This is a genomic window from Pseudomonas protegens (assembly GCF_003363755.1).
GTDB lineage: Bacteria > Pseudomonadota > Gammaproteobacteria > Pseudomonadales > Pseudomonadaceae > Aquipseudomonas > Aquipseudomonas danubii.
Genome location: NZ_CP031396.1, coordinates 4,673,004 through 4,689,795, shown reverse-complemented (window position 1 = coordinate 4,689,795; position 16,792 = coordinate 4,673,004). Strand labels below are relative to the sequence as shown.

The following is a 16,792-nucleotide window of genomic DNA, read 5'->3' as shown; positions in this document are numbered from 1 at the left end:
CATCTTCTTCACCGATCAACCGGGCGCGCCCCTTAACCTCGCACTCAATCAGCGCGCACGCACATAAATGGAGCAGCCATGACCGAGCCCTTGATTCTTCAGCCCAGCAAGCCCGCAGATGCCTGTGTGATCTGGCTTCATGGCCTGGGAGCGGACCGTTACGACTTCCTGCCGGTGGCCGAGATGCTGCAGGAAAAACTCTTGAGCACCCGCTTCGTCCTGCCCCAGGCTCCGACCCGTGCCGTGACCATCAATGGCGGATACGCCATGCCCAGCTGGTACGACATTTTGGCCATGAGCCCGGCTCGCGCGATCAGTCGCGAACAGCTCGAAGAATCATCTGACGAGGTCATCAGACTTATCGAAGAGCAACGCGCAAGCGGAATAGACGCATCGCGCATTTTCCTCGCGGGTTTCTCCCAAGGTGGCGCCGTGGTACTGCACACCGCCTTCCTCAAATGGCAGGGTCCCTTGGGTGGCGTACTTGCCCTCTCCACCTATGCCCCGACCTTCAGCGACGAACTGCAACTGTGCGCCAGCCAACAGCGGATTCCGGTGCTGTCCCTGCACGGCCAGTACGACGAAGTGGTGCAGAACGCCATGGGACGCACCGCATACGAGTACCTGAAACAGCACGGTGTCACCGTGACATGGCAGGAATACCCAATGGGACACGAGGTGTTACCGGAAGAAATCCGTGATATCGGCACCTGGCTGAGCGAGCGTTTGCGCTAGAAAAAGTGCCTCGCGCCAGGACCACAAGCAACAGACTACGCCGCGCCCGTTTCTTGCATTACACTGGCCGGCGTACATTCCTTAACCAATTGATGAGATGACCGTGCTCAAAGCACTCAAGAAAATCTTCGGTAAAAGCGAGGCTGAGCCGCTCGCGCCAAGCCCCAGCGCCCCTTCCCCCAGTTCCAGCAGCCGCAATGACGGCCGTCAGCCGGAGCGGAGCGCACCTGCTACCGCAGCTAAAAAAGAACCGGTGAACACACCGGCCGCCCCTTCCGCTCCCAAAGCACCGCGCCAAGAGAAGCCCAAGGCCGAGCAACCCAAACCTGAGCAAGCGCAGCGCCCGCGGCCGCCAAAACCAGCGGCCAGCACCTGGAAACTCGAAGACTTCGTGGTGCAACCCCAGGAAGGCAAGACCCGTTTCCACGACTTCAAGCTCGCTCCGGAACTGATGCACGCCATCCAGGACCTGGGCTTTCCCTACTGCACGCCGATCCAGGCCCAGGTACTGGGCTTCACCCTGGCGGGCAAAGACGCCATCGGCCGTGCCCAGACCGGCACCGGCAAGACCGCCGCGTTCCTGATCTCGATCATCACCCAGTTGCTGCAGACCCCGCCGCCGAAAGAGCGCTACATGGGCGAACCACGGGCACTGATCATTGCCCCGACCCGGGAACTGGTGGTGCAGATCGCCAAGGACGCCGCGGCCCTGACCAAATACACCGGCCTCAACGTCATGACCTTCGTTGGCGGCATGGATTTCGACAAGCAGCTCAAGCACCTGGAAGCTCGCCACTGCGACATCCTGGTGGCCACCCCGGGCCGCCTGCTGGACTTCAACCAGCGCGGTGACGTGCACCTGGACATGGTCGAAGTGATGGTGCTGGACGAAGCCGACCGCATGCTCGACATGGGCTTCATCCCGCAAGTGCGGCAGATCATTCGCCAGACCCCGCCCAAGAGCGAGCGCCAGACCCTGCTGTTCTCCGCCACCTTCACCGAAGACGTGATGAACCTGGCCAAGCAGTGGACCACCGACCCGGCGATCGTCGAGATCGAGGCCGAGAACGTCGCCAGCGAAAACGTCGAACAGCACATTTATGCCGTGGCCGGGGCCGACAAGTACAAGCTGCTGTACAACCTGGTCACCGACAACGGCTGGGAGCGGGTCATGGTCTTCGCCAACCGCAAGGATGAAGTGCGGCGCATCGAAGAACGCCTGGTGCGCGACGGCGTGAACGCCGCCCAACTGTCCGGCGACGTGCCCCAGCACAAGCGGATCAAGACCCTGGAAGGCTTCCGCGAAGGCAAGATCCGGGTCCTGGTGGCCACCGACGTGGCCGGCCGCGGCATCCACATCGACGGCATCAGCCACGTGATCAACTTCACCCTGCCGGAAGTGCCGGACGACTACGTGCACCGCATCGGCCGGACCGGGCGTGCCGGTGCCGACGGCGTGTCCATCAGCTTCGCCGGCGAGGACGACTCCTATCAGCTGCCATCGATCGAAGCCCTGCTGGGGCGCAAGATCAGCTGCGAGATGCCGCCGGCCGAGCTGTTGCGCCCAGTAGAGCGCAAACGCCCGCAAGCCTGATAGCAGACGCGCCGAAAAAACGCAGCCCATCACCGGCTGCGTTTTTTTTCGCCTGGATGTTGCTCAAGGAAACTAAAAGTCCATAATGGACAAATAAGTTCAACTCCTTGGGAACGCCTACATGCCCAGCACGCCCTACCTGATTGCCCAGACCGAAACCCGCCAGTTGCTCGCGCAAATCGACGTCCCGCAGATCCTGCGCAAACTGTTTCGCGACCTGGCCGCCGGACTCGCCGTGCAACCGGCGCAGCAGCTGGTGGAGTTTCCCCAGGGCGCCGGCGACTTCATCAACTACCTGGGGGTGCTGGCTGAAGATCGGGTGTATGGGGTCAAGACTTCGCCCTACATCGTCCGCGCCGAAGGCCCGCTGGTCACCGCCTGGACCCTGCTGATGTCCATGGACAGCGGCCAGCCGCTGCTGCTGTGCGACGCCGCCGAACTGACCACCGCACGCACCGCCGCCACCACGGCGGTCGCCGTCGAGGCACTGGCCAGGCCCGAGGCCCGGCACCTGACGATCATCGGCAGCGGCGCGGTGGCCCAGGCTCACCTGCACTACGTGAAAGACCTGCGCCCCTGGCAGAGCATCCGCCTCTTTTCCCCAAGCCTTGCGAGCAAATCCGCCGAGGAGCTTGCGCGTCTCAAGGCCCTCGATCCGCGCCTGCAAATCGTCCCGCAGCTTGAAGAGGCTGTCGAAGATGCCGACGTGGTCATGCTTTGCACTTCGTCCGCCGGACCGGTCATCGACCCACGCACCCTCAACAAGCCGGCGCTGATCACCTCCATCAGCACCAATGCGCCACGGGCCCACGAAGTGCCGCCCGCCGCACTGCAGCAGATGCAGGTCTATTGTGACTATCGCCGTACCACCCCGGGCTCGGCCGGCGAGATGCTGATTGCCGGTGAACAGCACGGCTGGGACAACGCGGCGATTCTCGGCGACCTGCCGGAGCTGCTGAGCAACCAGGCTCAACGCCCCAGCGCCGAGCGCCATGTGTTCTTCCGCTCCATCGGCCTGGGCCTGGAAGACATCGCCCTGGCCAATGCCCTGTACCACCTGAGGCACCCGCACTAAGGGCCTGTCACTAGCACTTTTCCAGGAGCCTTGAATGATCCAGGCAGATTTCATCATCATCGGCGGCGGTATCGCCGGAGCCTCCACCGGTTACTGGCTGTCGCGCCACGGCCGCGTCATCGTGCTGGAGCGCGAATCCCATCCGGCCTATCACTCCACCGGCCGCTCTGCCGCGCTCTACACCGCCGCCTATGGCACCGCCCAGGTGCGGGCCCTGACCCTGGCCAGCCGGGACTTTTTCGACCATCCGCCGGAGGGCTTCTGCGACCACCCGCTGCTGACGCCACGAGGGGAAATGACCGTGGACTTCACCGGCGATCCGGCCGAACTGAACAACCAGTACCTGAGCGCCAAGGCCACGGTGCCGGAGATGCAACTGCTCAGTGCCGACGAAGCCTGCGCTCGTCTGCCAATCCTGCGTCGCGAAAAGGTCCATGGCGCCCTCTACGACCCCAGTGCCAGCGACATCGACACCGACGCCCTGCATCAGGGCTACCTGCGGGGCATCCGCCGCCATCAGGGCCAGGTCTATACCGACCATGAAGTGCTGGGGCTGCACCGTGATGAACAAGGGCTGTGGCAGGTTCAAACCAGCGGCCAGGGCTTCAGTGCGCCGGTGCTGATCAACGCTGCCGGGGCCTGGGCCGACCAGATCGGCGCGATGGCCGGTGCCCGTCCCCTAGGCCTGCAACCCAAGCGCCGCGCGGCCTTTATCTTTGCCGGCCCGGAAGAGGTCGATATTCACCACTGGCCGATGTTGGTGAGCCTGGACGAGTCCTTCTACATGAAGCCCGACGCCGGCATGTTCCTCGGTTCGCCGGCCAACGCCGACCCGGTGGAGCCCCATGATGTGCAGCCTGAAGAGCTGGACATTGCCCTGGGCATCTACCAGATCGAAGAGGCCACCACCCTGAGTATTCGTCGCCCGACCCGGACCTGGGCCGGCCTGCGCAGCTTTGTCAGCGACGGCGATCTGCTGGCCGGTTTTGATCCACAGGTGCCCGGGCTGTTCTGGGTCGCCGGGCAAGGCGGCTACGGCATCCAGACATCTCCGGCCATGGGCCAGGCCAGCGCCGCCCTGGTGCGTGGCCAACCCCTGCCGGAGCAGTTGACCCGCTTCGGCCTGGAGTCCGCCATGCTCTCCCCTGCCCGCCTCGGTTGAACCCGCCTGCGGGGTGACGCGCCCGAACGATTGCGGCACACTCCCAGCGCCCGCTAACGGCGGGCGCTGAAGCCGCCTGGAGTACGACCCATGACCTCACCCGCAAAGGACCCAGCCCTGGATAATTTCCGGGCGATTGCCGATGCCATCGCCACGCTGTTTTTCCCTCACGCCGAGGTGGTGCTCCACGACCTGCGCACGCAGAAGATCGACTACATCGCCAACAACCTGTCCAAGCGCGAAGTGGGCGACGATGCCGCCCTGGAAGACTTGCTCAGTGGCGACAGCGACGAACGCAATATCGGTCCCTATGAAAAGCTCAACTGGGACGGCCAGAAGATCCGCAGCCTCAGCAGCGTGCTGCGCGACAGCCACGGTCAGCCAATGGCCGTGCTGTGCATCAACCTGAATATCTCGCTGTTCGAAAATGCCAAGGCCGCGCTGGACCTGTTTCTCTCACCGAGCAAACTGATTCCCCAGCCCGATTCACTGTTTCGCGACGACTGGCAGGAACGCATCAACACTTTCTTGCACAACTGGCTGCGCGAGCGCCAGCTGGGGCTGAACCTGCTGACCCGCGACCACAAGCGCGAACTGGTACTGGCGCTGCACGCCGAAGGTGCCTTCAAGGGCAAGAGCGCCTCCAACTACGTGGCCAACGTGCTGAACATGGGCCGGGCGACGGTGTACAAGCACTTGAAGGAATTGAAGGGACAATAAAGGTTCCCGAGCTCGCCCCTGCACATATCCCCTAGGAACGAGCTCGCGAAAGCGTCCTCAAGAACGCCGCAACGTCTCAATCCCCATAAATATCCGACTTGAAGTACTTGGCCTGGATCTTCTGATATTCGCCCTTGGCGCGAATCTCATCGATGGCCTTGTTCAACTCGCCAACCAGTTCACTGTTGCCCTTGCGCACCGCAATCCCGGCGCCTTCCCCAACGTATTTCGGATCTTTCAACTCAGGCCCGACAAAAGCGTAGTCGGCGCCCCGCGGCATCGACAGGAAATCCTCCAGGGGAATGGTGTCGGCGAAGATCGCGTCCAGGCGCCCGGCCGCCAGGTCCATGTAGATCTCTTCGTTGTTGCTGTAGCGCACCACCTTGATGCCCTTGGGCTCGAAGACCTCGGTGGCGAAACGGTCGGTGGTGGTGGAACGCTGCACGCCCACGGTCTTGCCCTTGAGGCTGGCGTACTGGTCGTCCACCACCGCGCCCTTCTTCATCACCAGGCGCGACGAAGTGAAGTAGTACTTGTGGGTGAAATCCACGGATTTACGCCGTTCCGCGGTGATGGTCATGGAGGACAGCGCGGCGTCGATCTTCTTCACTTTCAACGAGGGAATCAGGCCGTCGAACTCGCCCTCGATCCACTCGCACTTGACCTGCATCTGCGCGCACAGGGCATTGCCGATGTCGTAGTCGAATCCGCCGATCTTGCCGTCGGCGGTCTTGAAGGCGAACGGCGGATACGCCGCCTCGATGCCCAGGCGCAAGGTTTTCTCGGCAGCCATCAGGCTGCTGCACGCCAACAAGCTCAAGGCCAGGCCACTGATGAGGGGGAGTTTTTTCATGTTCGTTCTCTCGCGGGTTGTTGTTGGTTTGGCAAGACAGAAGGAAAGGATGAAACGGAGGACGCTGTATTTGTACTTGTAAATCCATACTGGACTTTTACGTACATATCGTCAACGGCGCGCACAGCGACTTATCCCCAGCGGTCGGCGGGAACAGTCGCAGTCGATTACAGGTTGAATTGGGGCGGGCTCAAGCCCCGCCGGCCAGCATCAGGGGGATCAGTCTTTCCAGCGCGCGGCCGCCGCGTGATCACTGTCGCGGCCTTCTACCCAACGGGGGCCGTCGGCGGTGTTTTCCTTTTTCCAGAACGGCGCCCGGGTCTTCAGATAATCCATGACAAAGGCGCAGGCTTCGAACGCCGCCTGACGATGGGCACTGGCTGCGCCGACGAAAACGATGGGCTCGCCCGGCTCCAGGGCGCCGATGCGGTGCAGCACCTCCAGTTGCAACAGCGGCCAGCGCTGCTCGGCTTCGGCCGCAATCTTGCCCAGGGCCTTTTCGGTCATGCCCGGGTAGTGCTCCAGGAACATGCCATGCACGTCCTGGCCGTCATTGAAGTCGCGCACGTAGCCGACAAAGCTGACCACCGCGCCAACCCCGGTATCGGCAGCGTGCATGGCGTTGACTTCGGCGCCGGGATCGAAGGCCGCGGTTTGCACACGGATTGCCATCTCAGCCTCCGGTCACAGTGGGGAAGAACGCCACTTCATCGCCGTCCGCCAGGGGCTCGTCAAGCTGGCACAGCTCTTCGTTGCGGGCGCACATCAGGTTCTGTTCGGCGAGCACGGCGGCCCCGTCACGGGACAACAGCGCCTGGCGCACATCGTCGACACAGGCAAAGTCGCCCTCGACAAGCAGGCCATCGAGCCCCAGGGCCTCACGGTAGCGGGCAAAGAACTTCACCGAGATCCTCATGCGTCAGCCACCCGGTAATCGCCGCTCTTGCCGCCGGATTTCTCCAGCACTCGCACGCCGTCGATGGTCATGCCGCGGTCCACGGCCTTGCACATGTCATAGATCGTCAGCGCGGCGACGCTGGCGGCGGTCAACGCCTCCATCTCCACCCCGGTCTGCCCCGACAGCTTGCAACGCGCCACGATGCGCACGCTGTCCTCGCCTTCGGCACTGAGCTCGACCTTGACGCTGGTGAGCATCAACGGATGGCACAGGGGAATCAGCTCACTGGTTTTCTTCGCCGCCTGGATTCCGGCGATGCGCGCCACGGCGAACACGTCACCCTTGGGGTGACCACCACTGACGATCATGTGCAGGGTTTGCGGGAGCATGCGCACCCGGGCTTCGGCCGCCGCCTCGCGGAAGGTCACGGCCTTATCGGTGACGTCGACCATATTGGCGCGACCTTGGGAATCGAGATGAGTCAGCACGGTGTTACTCCTGATCAGGTGGGCCGATTGTAAACCTGCGGGTCAGTTTTTCGCACGGGGCATCTGCCCGGCGTTTGGCCGCGCCAACCGGCAATCAGCCTGGCGAATAACCCGCATCAAAACAACGAATTGGAGCCCGACTGCGGATAAACGTACAACAGCGCAAAACCCGCAAAAGGAAGTCACTTCATGGCCTTGTTCGTTTCGATCCTGCTCAGCCTGCTCGCCGGTTTCGCCGTGCCCCTCCAGGCCGGGACCAACGCCCGCCTGGGCACCCTGCTGGGGCATCCACTGTGGGCCACCGGTGTTTCGCTGCTGGTCAGTCTGCTGGTGCTGGGGGTCCTGCTGCTGTTCATTAAAGTGCCCAAGCCCAATCTCATGGCCGCGCTGCAAGGCCCCTGGTGGATCTGGATGGGCGGCCTGGCCGGGGTGCTCTACATCACCGTCGCGCTGTTGATGGCGCCGCGCCTGGGGGCGCTGAACTTCATCATGGTGGTGATCATCGGCCAGTTGCTGATCTCGCTGATCATCGACTACTTCGGGCTGGTGGGTCTGCCACGCAAGGACATCAGCCTGCAGAAGCTGATCGGCGTGCTGGTGGTGATCGGCGGTTTCGTCATCACCACCCGCGGCTGAGGCGCCATTTCAGGCCTTGGCCACGCTGGCCAGCTTGACCTGTTCACGCAACCAGCGATGGGCCGGGTCATCGCTCAAGCGCGAGTGCCAGATCTGCACGAACTTGAAGGGCGCAATGTTCAAGGGCGGGGTCAGCCGCAGCAGCCCTTCCGGCAGCGGAATCTCGTCCAGGGTGCGGCTGGCCACGGTAAGAATCAGGTCGGTGCCGCGGATCATCCCCGGCGCGATGCCCCAGTGGGGCACGCTGACCGCGATCTGCCGTTGCAGTCCCTCCTCCCCCAGGCGGTGATCGACTTCACCATTGAAACAACCGTCCATCGACACCTGCAGATGGGGACGCTGCAGATAGGCCGTCAGGTCCAGGCCGCCGTCACCCTCAAGGGTGGCGCGGTCCACCAGACAGGAAAAAGTTTCCTCGAACAGCACTTCCTTGACGATCTCGTCCGAGGAGGTGGGAAACACCCCCAGGGCCAGGTCGATCTTGCCTTGGGTGATCTGCTCGAACATCTCGTGGCGGCTGCCCTGGGTTACCACCAGGCGCATCAAGGGCGCTTCGCCACGCAGACGCACCAGCAACCTGGGGAGCACGATCGCCGCACCGTAATCCGACATCGCCAGGTGAAAGATCCGCTGGGAGGTGGCCGGATCAAAGTCGAGGGACTTGCCGAACAGGGTTTCGATCTGACTGAGAATCTCCTTGAGGGGCGCTTGCAGGCTGCGGGCCAGGGGGCTGAGCAGCACGTCGTTGCCCTGGCGGATCAGCAACGGATCATCCAGTAGCACCCGCAGCTTGCCCAGGGAATGACTGATAGCCGGCTGGCTCAGGTGCAGGCGCTCGCCAGTGCGGGTCACGTGCTTTTCCGTCAGCAAGGCATCGAGTACCACCAACAGATTCAGATCGATATTGCGCAGGGAAACGCGGGTCATCCGGTGTTTTCCAACTGGGAAGCGCTCTACGGCAGGGAGCCGCAGAATAACCCAGTGGCGCAGGCCGAATGCAAAACGGGCGACCCGAAGGCCGCCCGTGCTGGAAGCAATTGCCGTTACAGATGGCTCTCCGCGTACTCCGCCAGGATCGAGCGCGGCACCCCTTGCAAGGTGATGTGCACGCCGTTGGGGAAGTCCTTGAAGCGTTCGGTGAGGTAGGTCAGGCCCGAGCTGGTGGCCGACAGGTAAGGGGTATCAATCTGTGCCAGGTTGCCCAGGCACACCACTTTGGAACCGGCGCCGGCACGGGTGATGATGGTTTTCATCTGGTGCGGGGTGAGGTTCTGGCATTCGTCGATCAGGATCAGGCTCTGCTGGAAGCTGCGACCGCGGATGTAGTTCAGGGATTTGAACTGCAACGGCACCTTGCTGAGGATGTAGTCGACGCTGCCGTGGGTGTTCTCGTCATCCATGTGCAGGGCTTCTAGGTTGTCGGTGATGGCGCCCAGCCAGGGTTCCATCTTCTCCGCCTCGGTGCCCGGCAGGAAGCCGATCTCCTGGTCCAGCCCCTGCACGCTGCGGGTGGCGATGATGCGCCGGTAGCGCTTGCTGACCATGGTCTGCTCGATGGCGGCAGCCAGGGCCAGGATGGTCTTGCCGGAGCCGGCGGCGCCGGACAGGTTGACCAGGTGGATGTCCGGGTCGAGCAGCGCGTACAGCGCCAGGCCCTGGTAGATGTCGCGCGGTTTCAGGCCCCAGGCTTCCTGGTGCAACAGGGGTTCCTGATGCAGGTCGAGGATCAGCAGCACATCGGCGCGGATTTCCTTGATCCAACCGACAAAGCCCTGTTCGTCGATGATGAATTCGTTGATATGCACCGCCGGCAGGTTGTCGATCAACTGCACCTGGTGCCAGGTACGGCCGTGATCCTGACGGGTTTCCACCTTGCTTACGCGGTCCCAGAACGAGCCGCTCATGTTGTGGAAACCATTGGGCAGCAGGGACACGTCGTCCACCAGCTGGTCGGTGCTGTAGTCCTCGGCGGCGATCCCGCAGGCCCGCGCCTTGAGGCGCATGTTGATGTCTTTGGTCACCAGCACCACGGGCAAGTCCTTGTTGCGCGCGTGCAGGTCGATCAACTGGTTGATGATGATGTTGTCGTTGAGATTGTCCGGCAACAGGCTGTTGGGCTCGTTGCGCTTGCTCATCAGAATCGACAGCAAGCCCTTGGGCCCGCTCTTGCCACGCTGGATCGGCACGCCCAGCTCGACATCCTCGGGCGAAGCCTCGCCCAGGGTCTTGTCGATCAGGCGGATCGCCTGACGGCATTCGGCGGCCACGCTGTGATGCCCGCTCTTGAGCTTGTCCAGCTCTTCAAGGACGGTCATGGGGATGGCGACGTGGTGTTCTTCGAAATTCAGTAAGGCGTTGGGATCGTGAATCAATACATTGGTATCGAGTACATAAAGGATTGGCTGGTTGGAGGAAGCGCTACGTCCGTGGTCATCCATACTCGGTCACCTTATGTGGGAGCCAGTCGACGCAATACCATGGGGTATCGCGCCTCGAATGACCACCGAATTCACCCGCAGGGGTTCAGGTGAGCTGCACACACAAGGAGTCTTGGGAGACGCCACCTGTGTCGCAGGTTTCGGCGGTCTGAGTTCGTAATACTCCAAAAACCGTGACAGGAAAACGCACTTTGACGCTTTTTTGATGTTTATTTTTCAGGGTGACGAAAAGCCCTTGGCGCGCTGCCCGGTCACCGTTAAAGTCGAAAGTCCGCCTGCCTCGAAATCCCGCCGAAATCCGCCCCCTTTTGCGCCCACGCCCCGTGTTTATGGGCACTTGGCCGTTTCAGCGAAACGCGTCCTGACAATCCTCCCAACCGATGCCACTTTGCGCGGTCTGCGCCAGCAGCCAGGGCAAGCTGCTCTTGACCCCGTCCTGTTTGGCATTGAAAGCGATCACCCCACGCCGCCATAGCAACATCAAGGTCAGCACCCGCTGGCCACTGTCCTCGGCCTTGAGCTTGCCGGCACCGTCCTGGGCGTCGATGTCCCACAATGCCACCTGCATGCCCTGGGCATTGAAGAAGCCCTCGGCGTCGGCACGACGCTGGCCAAAGGGCGGGCGGAACAAGGGCACATAGTTTTCCGGCAGTTTGCTCTTCACCAGATCGGCGCTGCGCTGGATCGAATACTGCCAGTCCTGCCAGTGGCTGTGGGAGCGGAACTCCCAGCCTTGCACGCCAACGCACTGCCTGGAGTACAGCGATTGCAGGCTGGCCACCGAGGCCTTGTCGAGGCGATTCTGGATGTCGTTGCCCAGGACAAAGAACGTCCCGCTGAGATTGGCCTTGCGCAGGTAGTTGGTGAGCCAGGGCGTGTTGTCCGGCGCCAGGTTGGCGGCGCTGTCGAAGGTCAGCAGAAACAGCCGGTCGTTGAGTTCGTCGCCATTGCGCTCGTAGTCGCCGTAGCGCAGCACCTCGCTGCTGGTCTGGGGAGCCAGCGCCGCCTTGCGCAGCAACTCGTCCAGGTACTGCTCATGGAAGGTCCGGCTCGGCTCGCCCCAACGGGCGTAGTAGGAATCCTCCGCCAAGTGGAACTTGCCGGCCTGCTTGCGCAGTTGCTGCATGTTTTCCACCAGGTAGCAGAACGAAGCGTCCTGGTCGCAGCTCTGCTGGGCGAAGTTGTAGTTGTCCAGCAGGCGTTTCCAGAGATGCTCGCGCAGCTCAGAGATCGCCTCCATGTTGATCATGCGCAAGCCCAGGCGCTGCTTCAGGGACGCCTCGTCCCAGGCCTCGCTGACCAGCAAGGCGCGGGCAAAGGTCAGGATCTCGGCCCGCGAGGCGACGTCGAACAGGGTCGGGTTGTCGAGCTTTTCCGGCCAGGTGCTGCGATCCAGGGTCGCCACATCATTGGGCGCCGCCAGCACACTGAGACTCAGAAGCCAGGCCGAGAAGAAAAACGCGATACGCAAAAGAGACGCCTCCAGAACAAAACCCGCGCGGCACTATAGCCGATATGCCGCGCAGCGAAGGCATTCACCCGGCATCCGCCACGCGTCAGCTATCGCCTTGATAGGTGGAGTCCGAACGCCCGAGCCAATAGAATCCCCCGACGCTAAAAGGAGACGACTCATGCTGATGGTGATTTCACCCGCCAAGACCCTCGATTACGAGACGCCGCCGGTCACCCCGCGCTTTACCCAGCCGCAATACCTCGACCATTCCCAGGAACTGATCCAGCAACTGCGGGAACTGAGCCCGGCGCAGATCAGCGAACTGATGCACGTGTCCGACAAGATCGGCGGCCTGAATGCCGCGCGCTTCGGCAGCTGGACTCCAGCCTTCACTCCCGACAACGCCAAGCAGGCGCTGCTGGCCTTCAAGGGCGACGTCTACACCGGGCTCAATGCCGAATCCTTGAGCGAAGCGGACTTCGACTACGCCCAGCAGCACCTGCGCATGCTCTCCGGCCTGTACGGCCTGCTGCGCCCCCTGGACCTGATGCAACCCTATCGCCTGGAAATGGGCACCAAGCTGGCCAACGCCCGTGGCAAGGACCTGTACGCTTTCTGGGGCACGCGCATCAGTGAATGGCTGAACGAGGCCCTGGCCGATCAGGGCGACGATCTGCTGCTGAACCTGGCCTCCAACGAGTATTTCTCGGCAGTCAAGCGCACGGCCCTGAACGCGCGGATCATCAACACCGAGTTCAAGGACCTGAAGAACGGCCAGTACAAGATCATCAGCTTCTATGCCAAGAAGGCCCGGGGCCTGATGAGCCGTTTCGTCATCCAGGAACGCATCAACGACCCCGCACAACTCAAGCAATTCGACGTCCAGGGCTATCGCTTCAGCGCGGAGCAATCCAAAGCCGACAACCTGGTGTTCCTGCGCGACCACGCACCGGAATAAAACGTTCCCCTGCCGCGCTCGTTGCCACCCGGCGAGCGCGCCAGAATGTGATCACTCGCACATTCCCCGCCTTCTTTTAGCCATTTTTTTGGCGCCATAAAATCTTCATCTATTTCTATAACTTTTCTTTCACTCGACAACAGTGATTTTTTTCAGTAGTGGCACCACTTTTTTTATTAGGTAGTGGCACAAAAGTATCCCCGCGCTTCAACTCCCCACAACTAAAGGCCCAAACCTTAAGTGCTATCAGTTTGAAAGCAGTGCCATCTTTCTCAATATTTCAAGAAATTTCGCAAAACAGGATGAGCGGACCGGAACTATGCCTGCGGACACCGCTCATACCACCGGTAACGATTCTCAACGAGCTTGTAGGAGATGACTTACACGGACTCAACTGAAACTAATCAAGTTGCGTCCACCTTTGACCAATGAGTCACAAACTTGAACTAAAGGGTAAACAACAGGAGATAAGGCAGCACAACTATCCCCTAACGAGCCAAGGAACAGCTGGCCTTCAAGGGCCGCGAGAACCAACTGAAAAGCCCGTATTACGTGGCCTTCAGCCATCCCAAGGATAGCGGATGGTTTTTCTCGCGAACCCTGCAGCAGGAGCCGCCGGCAACATTCAAGGGCAAATCAGAACAACAAGGATCGGTTGCGCACAACTTGAGTGCACTTATTTAGACACTCGGAACTTAGTCTGCCTGCACGCGGCCCTACAACGTACTTCGTTGTACTTCCGAGTGCGCAACAACAGCTGGCAAACATTAACTCCGGCCATCTAATGGCGTGAATAACACAGAGGTAAATGCGATGCGCATCAGCATATTTGGTTTGGGTTACGTCGGTGCAGTCTGTGCCGGTTGCCTGTCCGCACGGGGCCATGAAGTGGTTGGCGTAGATATCTCCAAAGACAAGATCGACCTGATCAACGCCGGTAAATCGCCGATCGTTGAACCGGGTCTGGGTGAACTTCTGGCGCAAGGTATCCAGACCGCTCGTCTGCGCGGCACCACCAACTTCGCCGAAGCCATCCGCGATACCGACCTGTCGATGATCTGCGTCGGTACCCCGAGCAAGAAGAACGGCGACCTGGAACTGGACTACATCGAATCGGTGTGCCGCGAGATCGGTTTCGTCCTGCGCGACAAGGCCACCCGCCACACCATCGTGGTGCGCAGCACGGTGCTGCCGGGCACGGTGAAGAACGTGGTGATCCCGATTCTCGAAGACTGCTCGGGCAAGAAGGCCGGGGTGGATTTCGGCGTCGCGGTGAACCCGGAGTTCCTGCGTGAAAGCACCGCGATCAAGGACTACGACTTCCCGCCCATGACCGTGATCGGCCAGTTCGACCAGGCCTCCGGTGACGTGCTGCAAGCGCTGTACGAAGAGCTCGACGCGCCGATCATCCGCAAGGACATCGAAGTCGCCGAGATGATCAAGTACACCTGCAACGTCTGGCACGCCACCAAGGTCACCTTCGCCAACGAGATCGGCAACATCGCCAAGGCGGTGGGTGTGGACGGCCGTGAAGTGATGGACGTGGTCTGCCAGGACAAGACCCTCAACCTGTCCCAGTACTACATGCGCCCCGGCTTCGCCTTCGGCGGTTCGTGCCTGCCCAAGGACGTGCGCGCCCTGACCTACCGCGCCAGCTCCCTGGACATCGAAGCGCCGCTGCTCAACTCGCTGATGCGCAGCAACGAATCCCAGGTACAGAACGCCTTCGACATCGTGTCCAGCCACGACAAGCGCAAGGTCGCCCTGCTGGGCCTGAGCTTCAAGGCCGGCACCGACGACCTGCGCGAGAGCCCGCTGGTGGAACTGGCGGAAATGCTCATCGGCAAGGGCTTCGACCTGAGCATCTACGACAGCAACGTCGAGTACGCCCGGGTCCACGGCGCCAACAAGGACTACATCGAGTCGAAGATCCCCCACGTCTCGTCCCTGCTCAACTCGGACTTCGACGCGGTGATCGGCAAGTCCGACGTGATCATCCTCGGCAACCGCGACGAGAAGTTCCGCGCCCTGGCCGAAGACGTGCCCCACGGCAAGCAGGTCATCGACCTGGTGGGCTTCATGTCCAAAGCCTCCAGCGTCCAGGGCCGAACCGAAGGGATCTGCTGGTAAAGGCATGCGCCTGTAGCCGCTGCCGCAGGCTGCGATCATCCCCGAAGGGGCGTGCTCCCGAGGGCATCTCGAGGCCCTGCGGACCTATCGCAGCCTACGGCAGCGGCTACAGGGTACCGCTTAGAATTTTAGGACGCAGATTATGCACAGGCTAAAGCACGGCCTGCTTCAGGCCGCCGGTTGGCTGTTTTACTTGAGTTTGCTGATGGGCATGGCCTTGCTGCTGCCCGCATCGACCTTCGACTCGCAGTCCAAGGACTTCATTTTCCTGATTGGCGCCGTGGGCATCTGGCGCTATTCCATGGGCGCCACGCACTTCGTGCGCGGCATGCTGTTTCTCTACGTGGTCTACCCGCACCTGCGGCGCAAGGTGCGCAAGCTCGGCAGCGCGGCCGACCCGTCCCACGTGTTCCTGATGGTCACCAGCTTTCGCATCGATGCGCTGACCACCGCCCAGGTCTACGGCTCGGTGATCCGCGAAGCCATCGACTGCGGCTTCCCCACCACCGTGGTCTGCTCGATCGTGGAAATGTCCGACGAGCTGCTGGTGAAAAGCCTGTGGACGCGGATGAATCCACCGGAGCGGGTCAAGCTGGACTTCGTGCGCATCCCCGGCACCGGCAAGCGCGACGGCCTGGCCTTCGGTTTCCGCGCCATCTCCCGCCACCTGCCGGACAACCGCGCCGTGGTGGCGGTGATCGACGGCGACACCGTGCTCGGCGAAGGCGTGGTGCGCAAGACCGTGCCCTGGTTCCAGCTGTTCGGCAACGTCGGTGGCCTGACCACCAACGAATTCTGCGAAGTGCGCGGCGGCTACGTCATGAGCCAATGGCACAAGCTGCGCTTCGCCCAGCGCCACATCAACATGTGCTCCATGGCCCTGTCCAAGCGCGTGCTGACCATGACCGGGCGCATGTCGGTGTTCCGCGCCACCGTGGTCACCGACCCGGACTTCATCGCCGACGTGGAAAGCGACTCCCTGCAGCACTGGCGCCTGGGCCGCTTCAAGTTCCTCACCGGCGACGACAAGTCCAGCTGGTACAGCCTGATGCGCCTGGGCTACGACACCTTCTACGTGCCCGACGCGGCGATCAACACCGTGGAACACCCGCCGGAGAAGAGCTTCATCAAGGCCAGCCGCAAGCTGATGTTCCGCTGGTACGGCAACAACCTGCGGCAGAACGCCCGGGCCTTGGGTCTGGGAGTCAAGCGCCTGGGACTGTTCACCAGCGTGGTGCTGTTCGACCAGCGCGTGTCGATGTGGACCTCGCTGCTGGGCCTGACCGTGGCCATCATCGCCAGCGTCAAGTACGGCACCGCCTTCATCCTCGCCTACCTGCTGTGGATCGGCATCACCCGCCTGATCCTGACCCTGCTGCTGTCCTGCTCGGGGCACCACATCGGCCCGGCCTACCCCTTGATCCTCTATTACAACCAGATCGTCGGCGCCCTGGTGAAGATCTACGTGTTCTTCCGCCTCGACCAGCAATCCTGGACCCGCCAGGACACCAAGCTGACCCGCGACCTGGCCAGTTTTCAACGTTGGTTCAACACCTGGTCGTCTCGGACCATGACCTTCTCGGCCGGCAGCGTGTTCGTCGCTGTCCTGCTGCTGATGGTCTGAACCGCCTTGCCTGAATTAACTAGGAAAT

General features: G+C 61.8%; 16 protein-coding genes. 9 read left to right on the top strand and 7 right to left on the bottom strand.

Annotation, left to right across the window (positions count from 1 at the left end):
* The first annotated feature begins 78 nt into the window (after positions 1–78).
* The 5 genes from DWF74_RS21195 to DWF74_RS21175 all read left to right on the top strand — a co-directional run bounded on the left by DWF74_RS21195 (position 79) and on the right by DWF74_RS21175 (position 5,286).
* Positions 79–735, top strand: coding sequence for an alpha/beta hydrolase (locus tag DWF74_RS21195; RefSeq protein WP_102878469.1), 657 nt, complete (start codon positions 79–81; stop codon positions 733–735).
* Between the two features lie 97 nt (positions 736–832).
* Positions 833–2,329, top strand: a complete 1,497-nt coding sequence (rhlB, locus tag DWF74_RS21190; protein WP_102861257.1) for an ATP-dependent RNA helicase RhlB — start codon at positions 833–835, stop codon at positions 2,327–2,329.
* A gap of 121 nt (positions 2,330–2,450) precedes the next feature.
* Positions 2,451–3,404: an ornithine cyclodeaminase family protein gene (locus DWF74_RS21185; protein WP_115581655.1), complete on the top strand. Its 954-nt coding sequence runs from the start codon at positions 2,451–2,453 to the stop codon at positions 3,402–3,404.
* A 34-nt stretch (positions 3,405–3,438) separates the two neighbouring features.
* A complete protein-coding gene (locus DWF74_RS21180; protein ID WP_115581654.1) occupies positions 3,439–4,566 on the top strand; it encodes an NAD(P)/FAD-dependent oxidoreductase in 1,128 nt (375 codons plus the stop codon).
* A gap of 90 nt (positions 4,567–4,656) precedes the next feature.
* Positions 4,657–5,286 (top strand): helix-turn-helix transcriptional regulator, encoded by a 630-nt coding sequence (locus DWF74_RS21175; RefSeq protein WP_102861254.1) that lies wholly within the window; start codon positions 4,657–4,659, stop codon positions 5,284–5,286.
* Between the two features lie 76 nt (positions 5,287–5,362).
* On the opposite strand, the gene DWF74_RS21170 is transcribed toward DWF74_RS21175, so the two are convergent.
* From DWF74_RS21170 to moaC, 4 genes are all read right to left on the bottom strand, one after another.
* Positions 5,363–6,139, bottom strand: coding sequence for an ABC transporter substrate-binding protein (locus DWF74_RS21170; RefSeq protein ID WP_102861253.1), 777 nt, complete (start codon positions 6,137–6,139; stop codon positions 5,363–5,365).
* A gap of 219 nt (positions 6,140–6,358) precedes the next feature.
* A complete protein-coding gene (gene moaE, locus DWF74_RS21165; protein WP_102861252.1) occupies positions 6,359–6,811 on the bottom strand; it encodes a molybdopterin synthase catalytic subunit MoaE in 453 nt (150 codons plus the stop codon).
* A 1-nt stretch (position 6,812) separates the two neighbouring features.
* Entirely contained in the window at positions 6,813–7,055 is a 243-nt protein-coding gene (locus tag DWF74_RS21160; RefSeq protein ID WP_102861251.1) for a MoaD/ThiS family protein, read from the bottom strand.
* Positions 7,052–7,525: a cyclic pyranopterin monophosphate synthase MoaC gene (gene moaC / locus DWF74_RS21155; RefSeq protein WP_102861250.1), complete on the bottom strand. Its 474-nt coding sequence runs from the start codon at positions 7,523–7,525 to the stop codon at positions 7,052–7,054. The genes DWF74_RS21160 and moaC overlap by 4 nt, the downstream gene beginning before the upstream one ends.
* Positions 7,526–7,714: 189 nt before the next feature.
* On the opposite strand from moaC, the gene DWF74_RS21150 reads away from it, so the two are divergent.
* Entirely contained in the window at positions 7,715–8,161 is a 447-nt protein-coding gene (locus DWF74_RS21150; protein WP_047301890.1) for a DMT family transporter, read from the top strand.
* Between the two features lie 9 nt (positions 8,162–8,170).
* On the opposite strand, the gene DWF74_RS21145 is transcribed toward DWF74_RS21150, so the two are convergent.
* The 3 genes from DWF74_RS21145 to DWF74_RS21135 form a co-directional block, all read right to left on the bottom strand.
* A complete protein-coding gene (locus DWF74_RS21145) occupies positions 8,171–9,088 on the bottom strand; it encodes a LysR family transcriptional regulator (protein ID WP_102861249.1) in 918 nt (305 codons plus the stop codon).
* 116 nt (positions 9,089–9,204) lie between these two features.
* Positions 9,205–10,599, bottom strand: a complete 1,395-nt coding sequence (locus DWF74_RS21140; protein WP_102861248.1) for a PhoH family protein — start codon at positions 10,597–10,599, stop codon at positions 9,205–9,207.
* A gap of 346 nt (positions 10,600–10,945) precedes the next feature.
* Positions 10,946–12,070: a polysaccharide deacetylase family protein gene (locus tag DWF74_RS21135; RefSeq protein WP_102861247.1), complete on the bottom strand. Its 1,125-nt coding sequence runs from the start codon at positions 12,068–12,070 to the stop codon at positions 10,946–10,948.
* Between the two features lie 160 nt (positions 12,071–12,230).
* Between DWF74_RS21135 and yaaA the strand changes: the two genes are divergently transcribed.
* The 3 genes from yaaA to alg8 all read left to right on the top strand — a co-directional run bounded on the left by yaaA (position 12,231) and on the right by alg8 (position 16,764).
* Positions 12,231–13,010 (top strand): peroxide stress protein YaaA, encoded by a 780-nt coding sequence (yaaA, locus tag DWF74_RS21130; protein WP_102861246.1) that lies wholly within the window; start codon positions 12,231–12,233, stop codon positions 13,008–13,010.
* An 813-nt stretch (positions 13,011–13,823) separates the two neighbouring features.
* Positions 13,824–15,140, top strand: a complete 1,317-nt coding sequence (locus tag DWF74_RS21125) for a nucleotide sugar dehydrogenase (protein ID WP_102861245.1) — start codon at positions 13,824–13,826, stop codon at positions 15,138–15,140.
* 142 nt (positions 15,141–15,282) lie between these two features.
* On the top strand, positions 15,283–16,764 hold the full coding sequence (gene alg8 / locus DWF74_RS21120) for a mannuronan synthase (RefSeq protein ID WP_115581653.1): 1,482 nt from the start codon (positions 15,283–15,285) through the stop codon (positions 16,762–16,764).
* The last annotated feature ends 28 nt before the right edge of the window (positions 16,765–16,792 follow it).

What these genes read in the sequence shown, in the direction of transcription:
- DWF74_RS21145 (WP_102861249.1), bottom strand. Translation starts at nt 9,088, where the DNA reads ATGACCCGCGTTTCCCTGCGCAATATCGATCTGAATCTGTTGGTGGTA.
- DWF74_RS21175 (WP_102861254.1), top strand. Translation starts at nt 4,657, where the DNA reads ATGACCTCACCCGCAAAGGACCCAGCCCTGGATAATTTCCGGGCGATT.
- yaaA (WP_102861246.1), top strand. Translation starts at nt 12,231, where the DNA reads ATGCTGATGGTGATTTCACCCGCCAAGACCCTCGATTACGAGACGCCG.
- DWF74_RS21140 (WP_102861248.1), bottom strand. Translation starts at nt 10,599, where the DNA reads ATGGATGACCACGGACGTAGCGCTTCCTCCAACCAGCCAATCCTTTAT.
- DWF74_RS21160 (WP_102861251.1), bottom strand. Translation starts at nt 7,055, where the DNA reads ATGAGGATCTCGGTGAAGTTCTTTGCCCGCTACCGTGAGGCCCTGGGG.
- DWF74_RS21150 (WP_047301890.1), top strand. Translation starts at nt 7,715, where the DNA reads ATGGCCTTGTTCGTTTCGATCCTGCTCAGCCTGCTCGCCGGTTTCGCC.
- DWF74_RS21125 (WP_102861245.1), top strand. Translation starts at nt 13,824, where the DNA reads ATGCGCATCAGCATATTTGGTTTGGGTTACGTCGGTGCAGTCTGTGCC.
- rhlB (WP_102861257.1), top strand. Translation starts at nt 833, where the DNA reads ATGACCGTGCTCAAAGCACTCAAGAAAATCTTCGGTAAAAGCGAGGCT.
- alg8 (WP_115581653.1), top strand. Translation starts at nt 15,283, where the DNA reads ATGCACAGGCTAAAGCACGGCCTGCTTCAGGCCGCCGGTTGGCTGTTT.
- DWF74_RS21180 (WP_115581654.1), top strand. Translation starts at nt 3,439, where the DNA reads ATGATCCAGGCAGATTTCATCATCATCGGCGGCGGTATCGCCGGAGCC.
- DWF74_RS21170 (WP_102861253.1), bottom strand. Translation starts at nt 6,139, where the DNA reads ATGAAAAAACTCCCCCTCATCAGTGGCCTGGCCTTGAGCTTGTTGGCG.
- DWF74_RS21185 (WP_115581655.1), top strand. Translation starts at nt 2,451, where the DNA reads ATGCCCAGCACGCCCTACCTGATTGCCCAGACCGAAACCCGCCAGTTG.
- moaE (WP_102861252.1), bottom strand. Translation starts at nt 6,811, where the DNA reads ATGGCAATCCGTGTGCAAACCGCGGCCTTCGATCCCGGCGCCGAAGTC.
- DWF74_RS21195 (WP_102878469.1), top strand. Translation starts at nt 79, where the DNA reads ATGACCGAGCCCTTGATTCTTCAGCCCAGCAAGCCCGCAGATGCCTGT.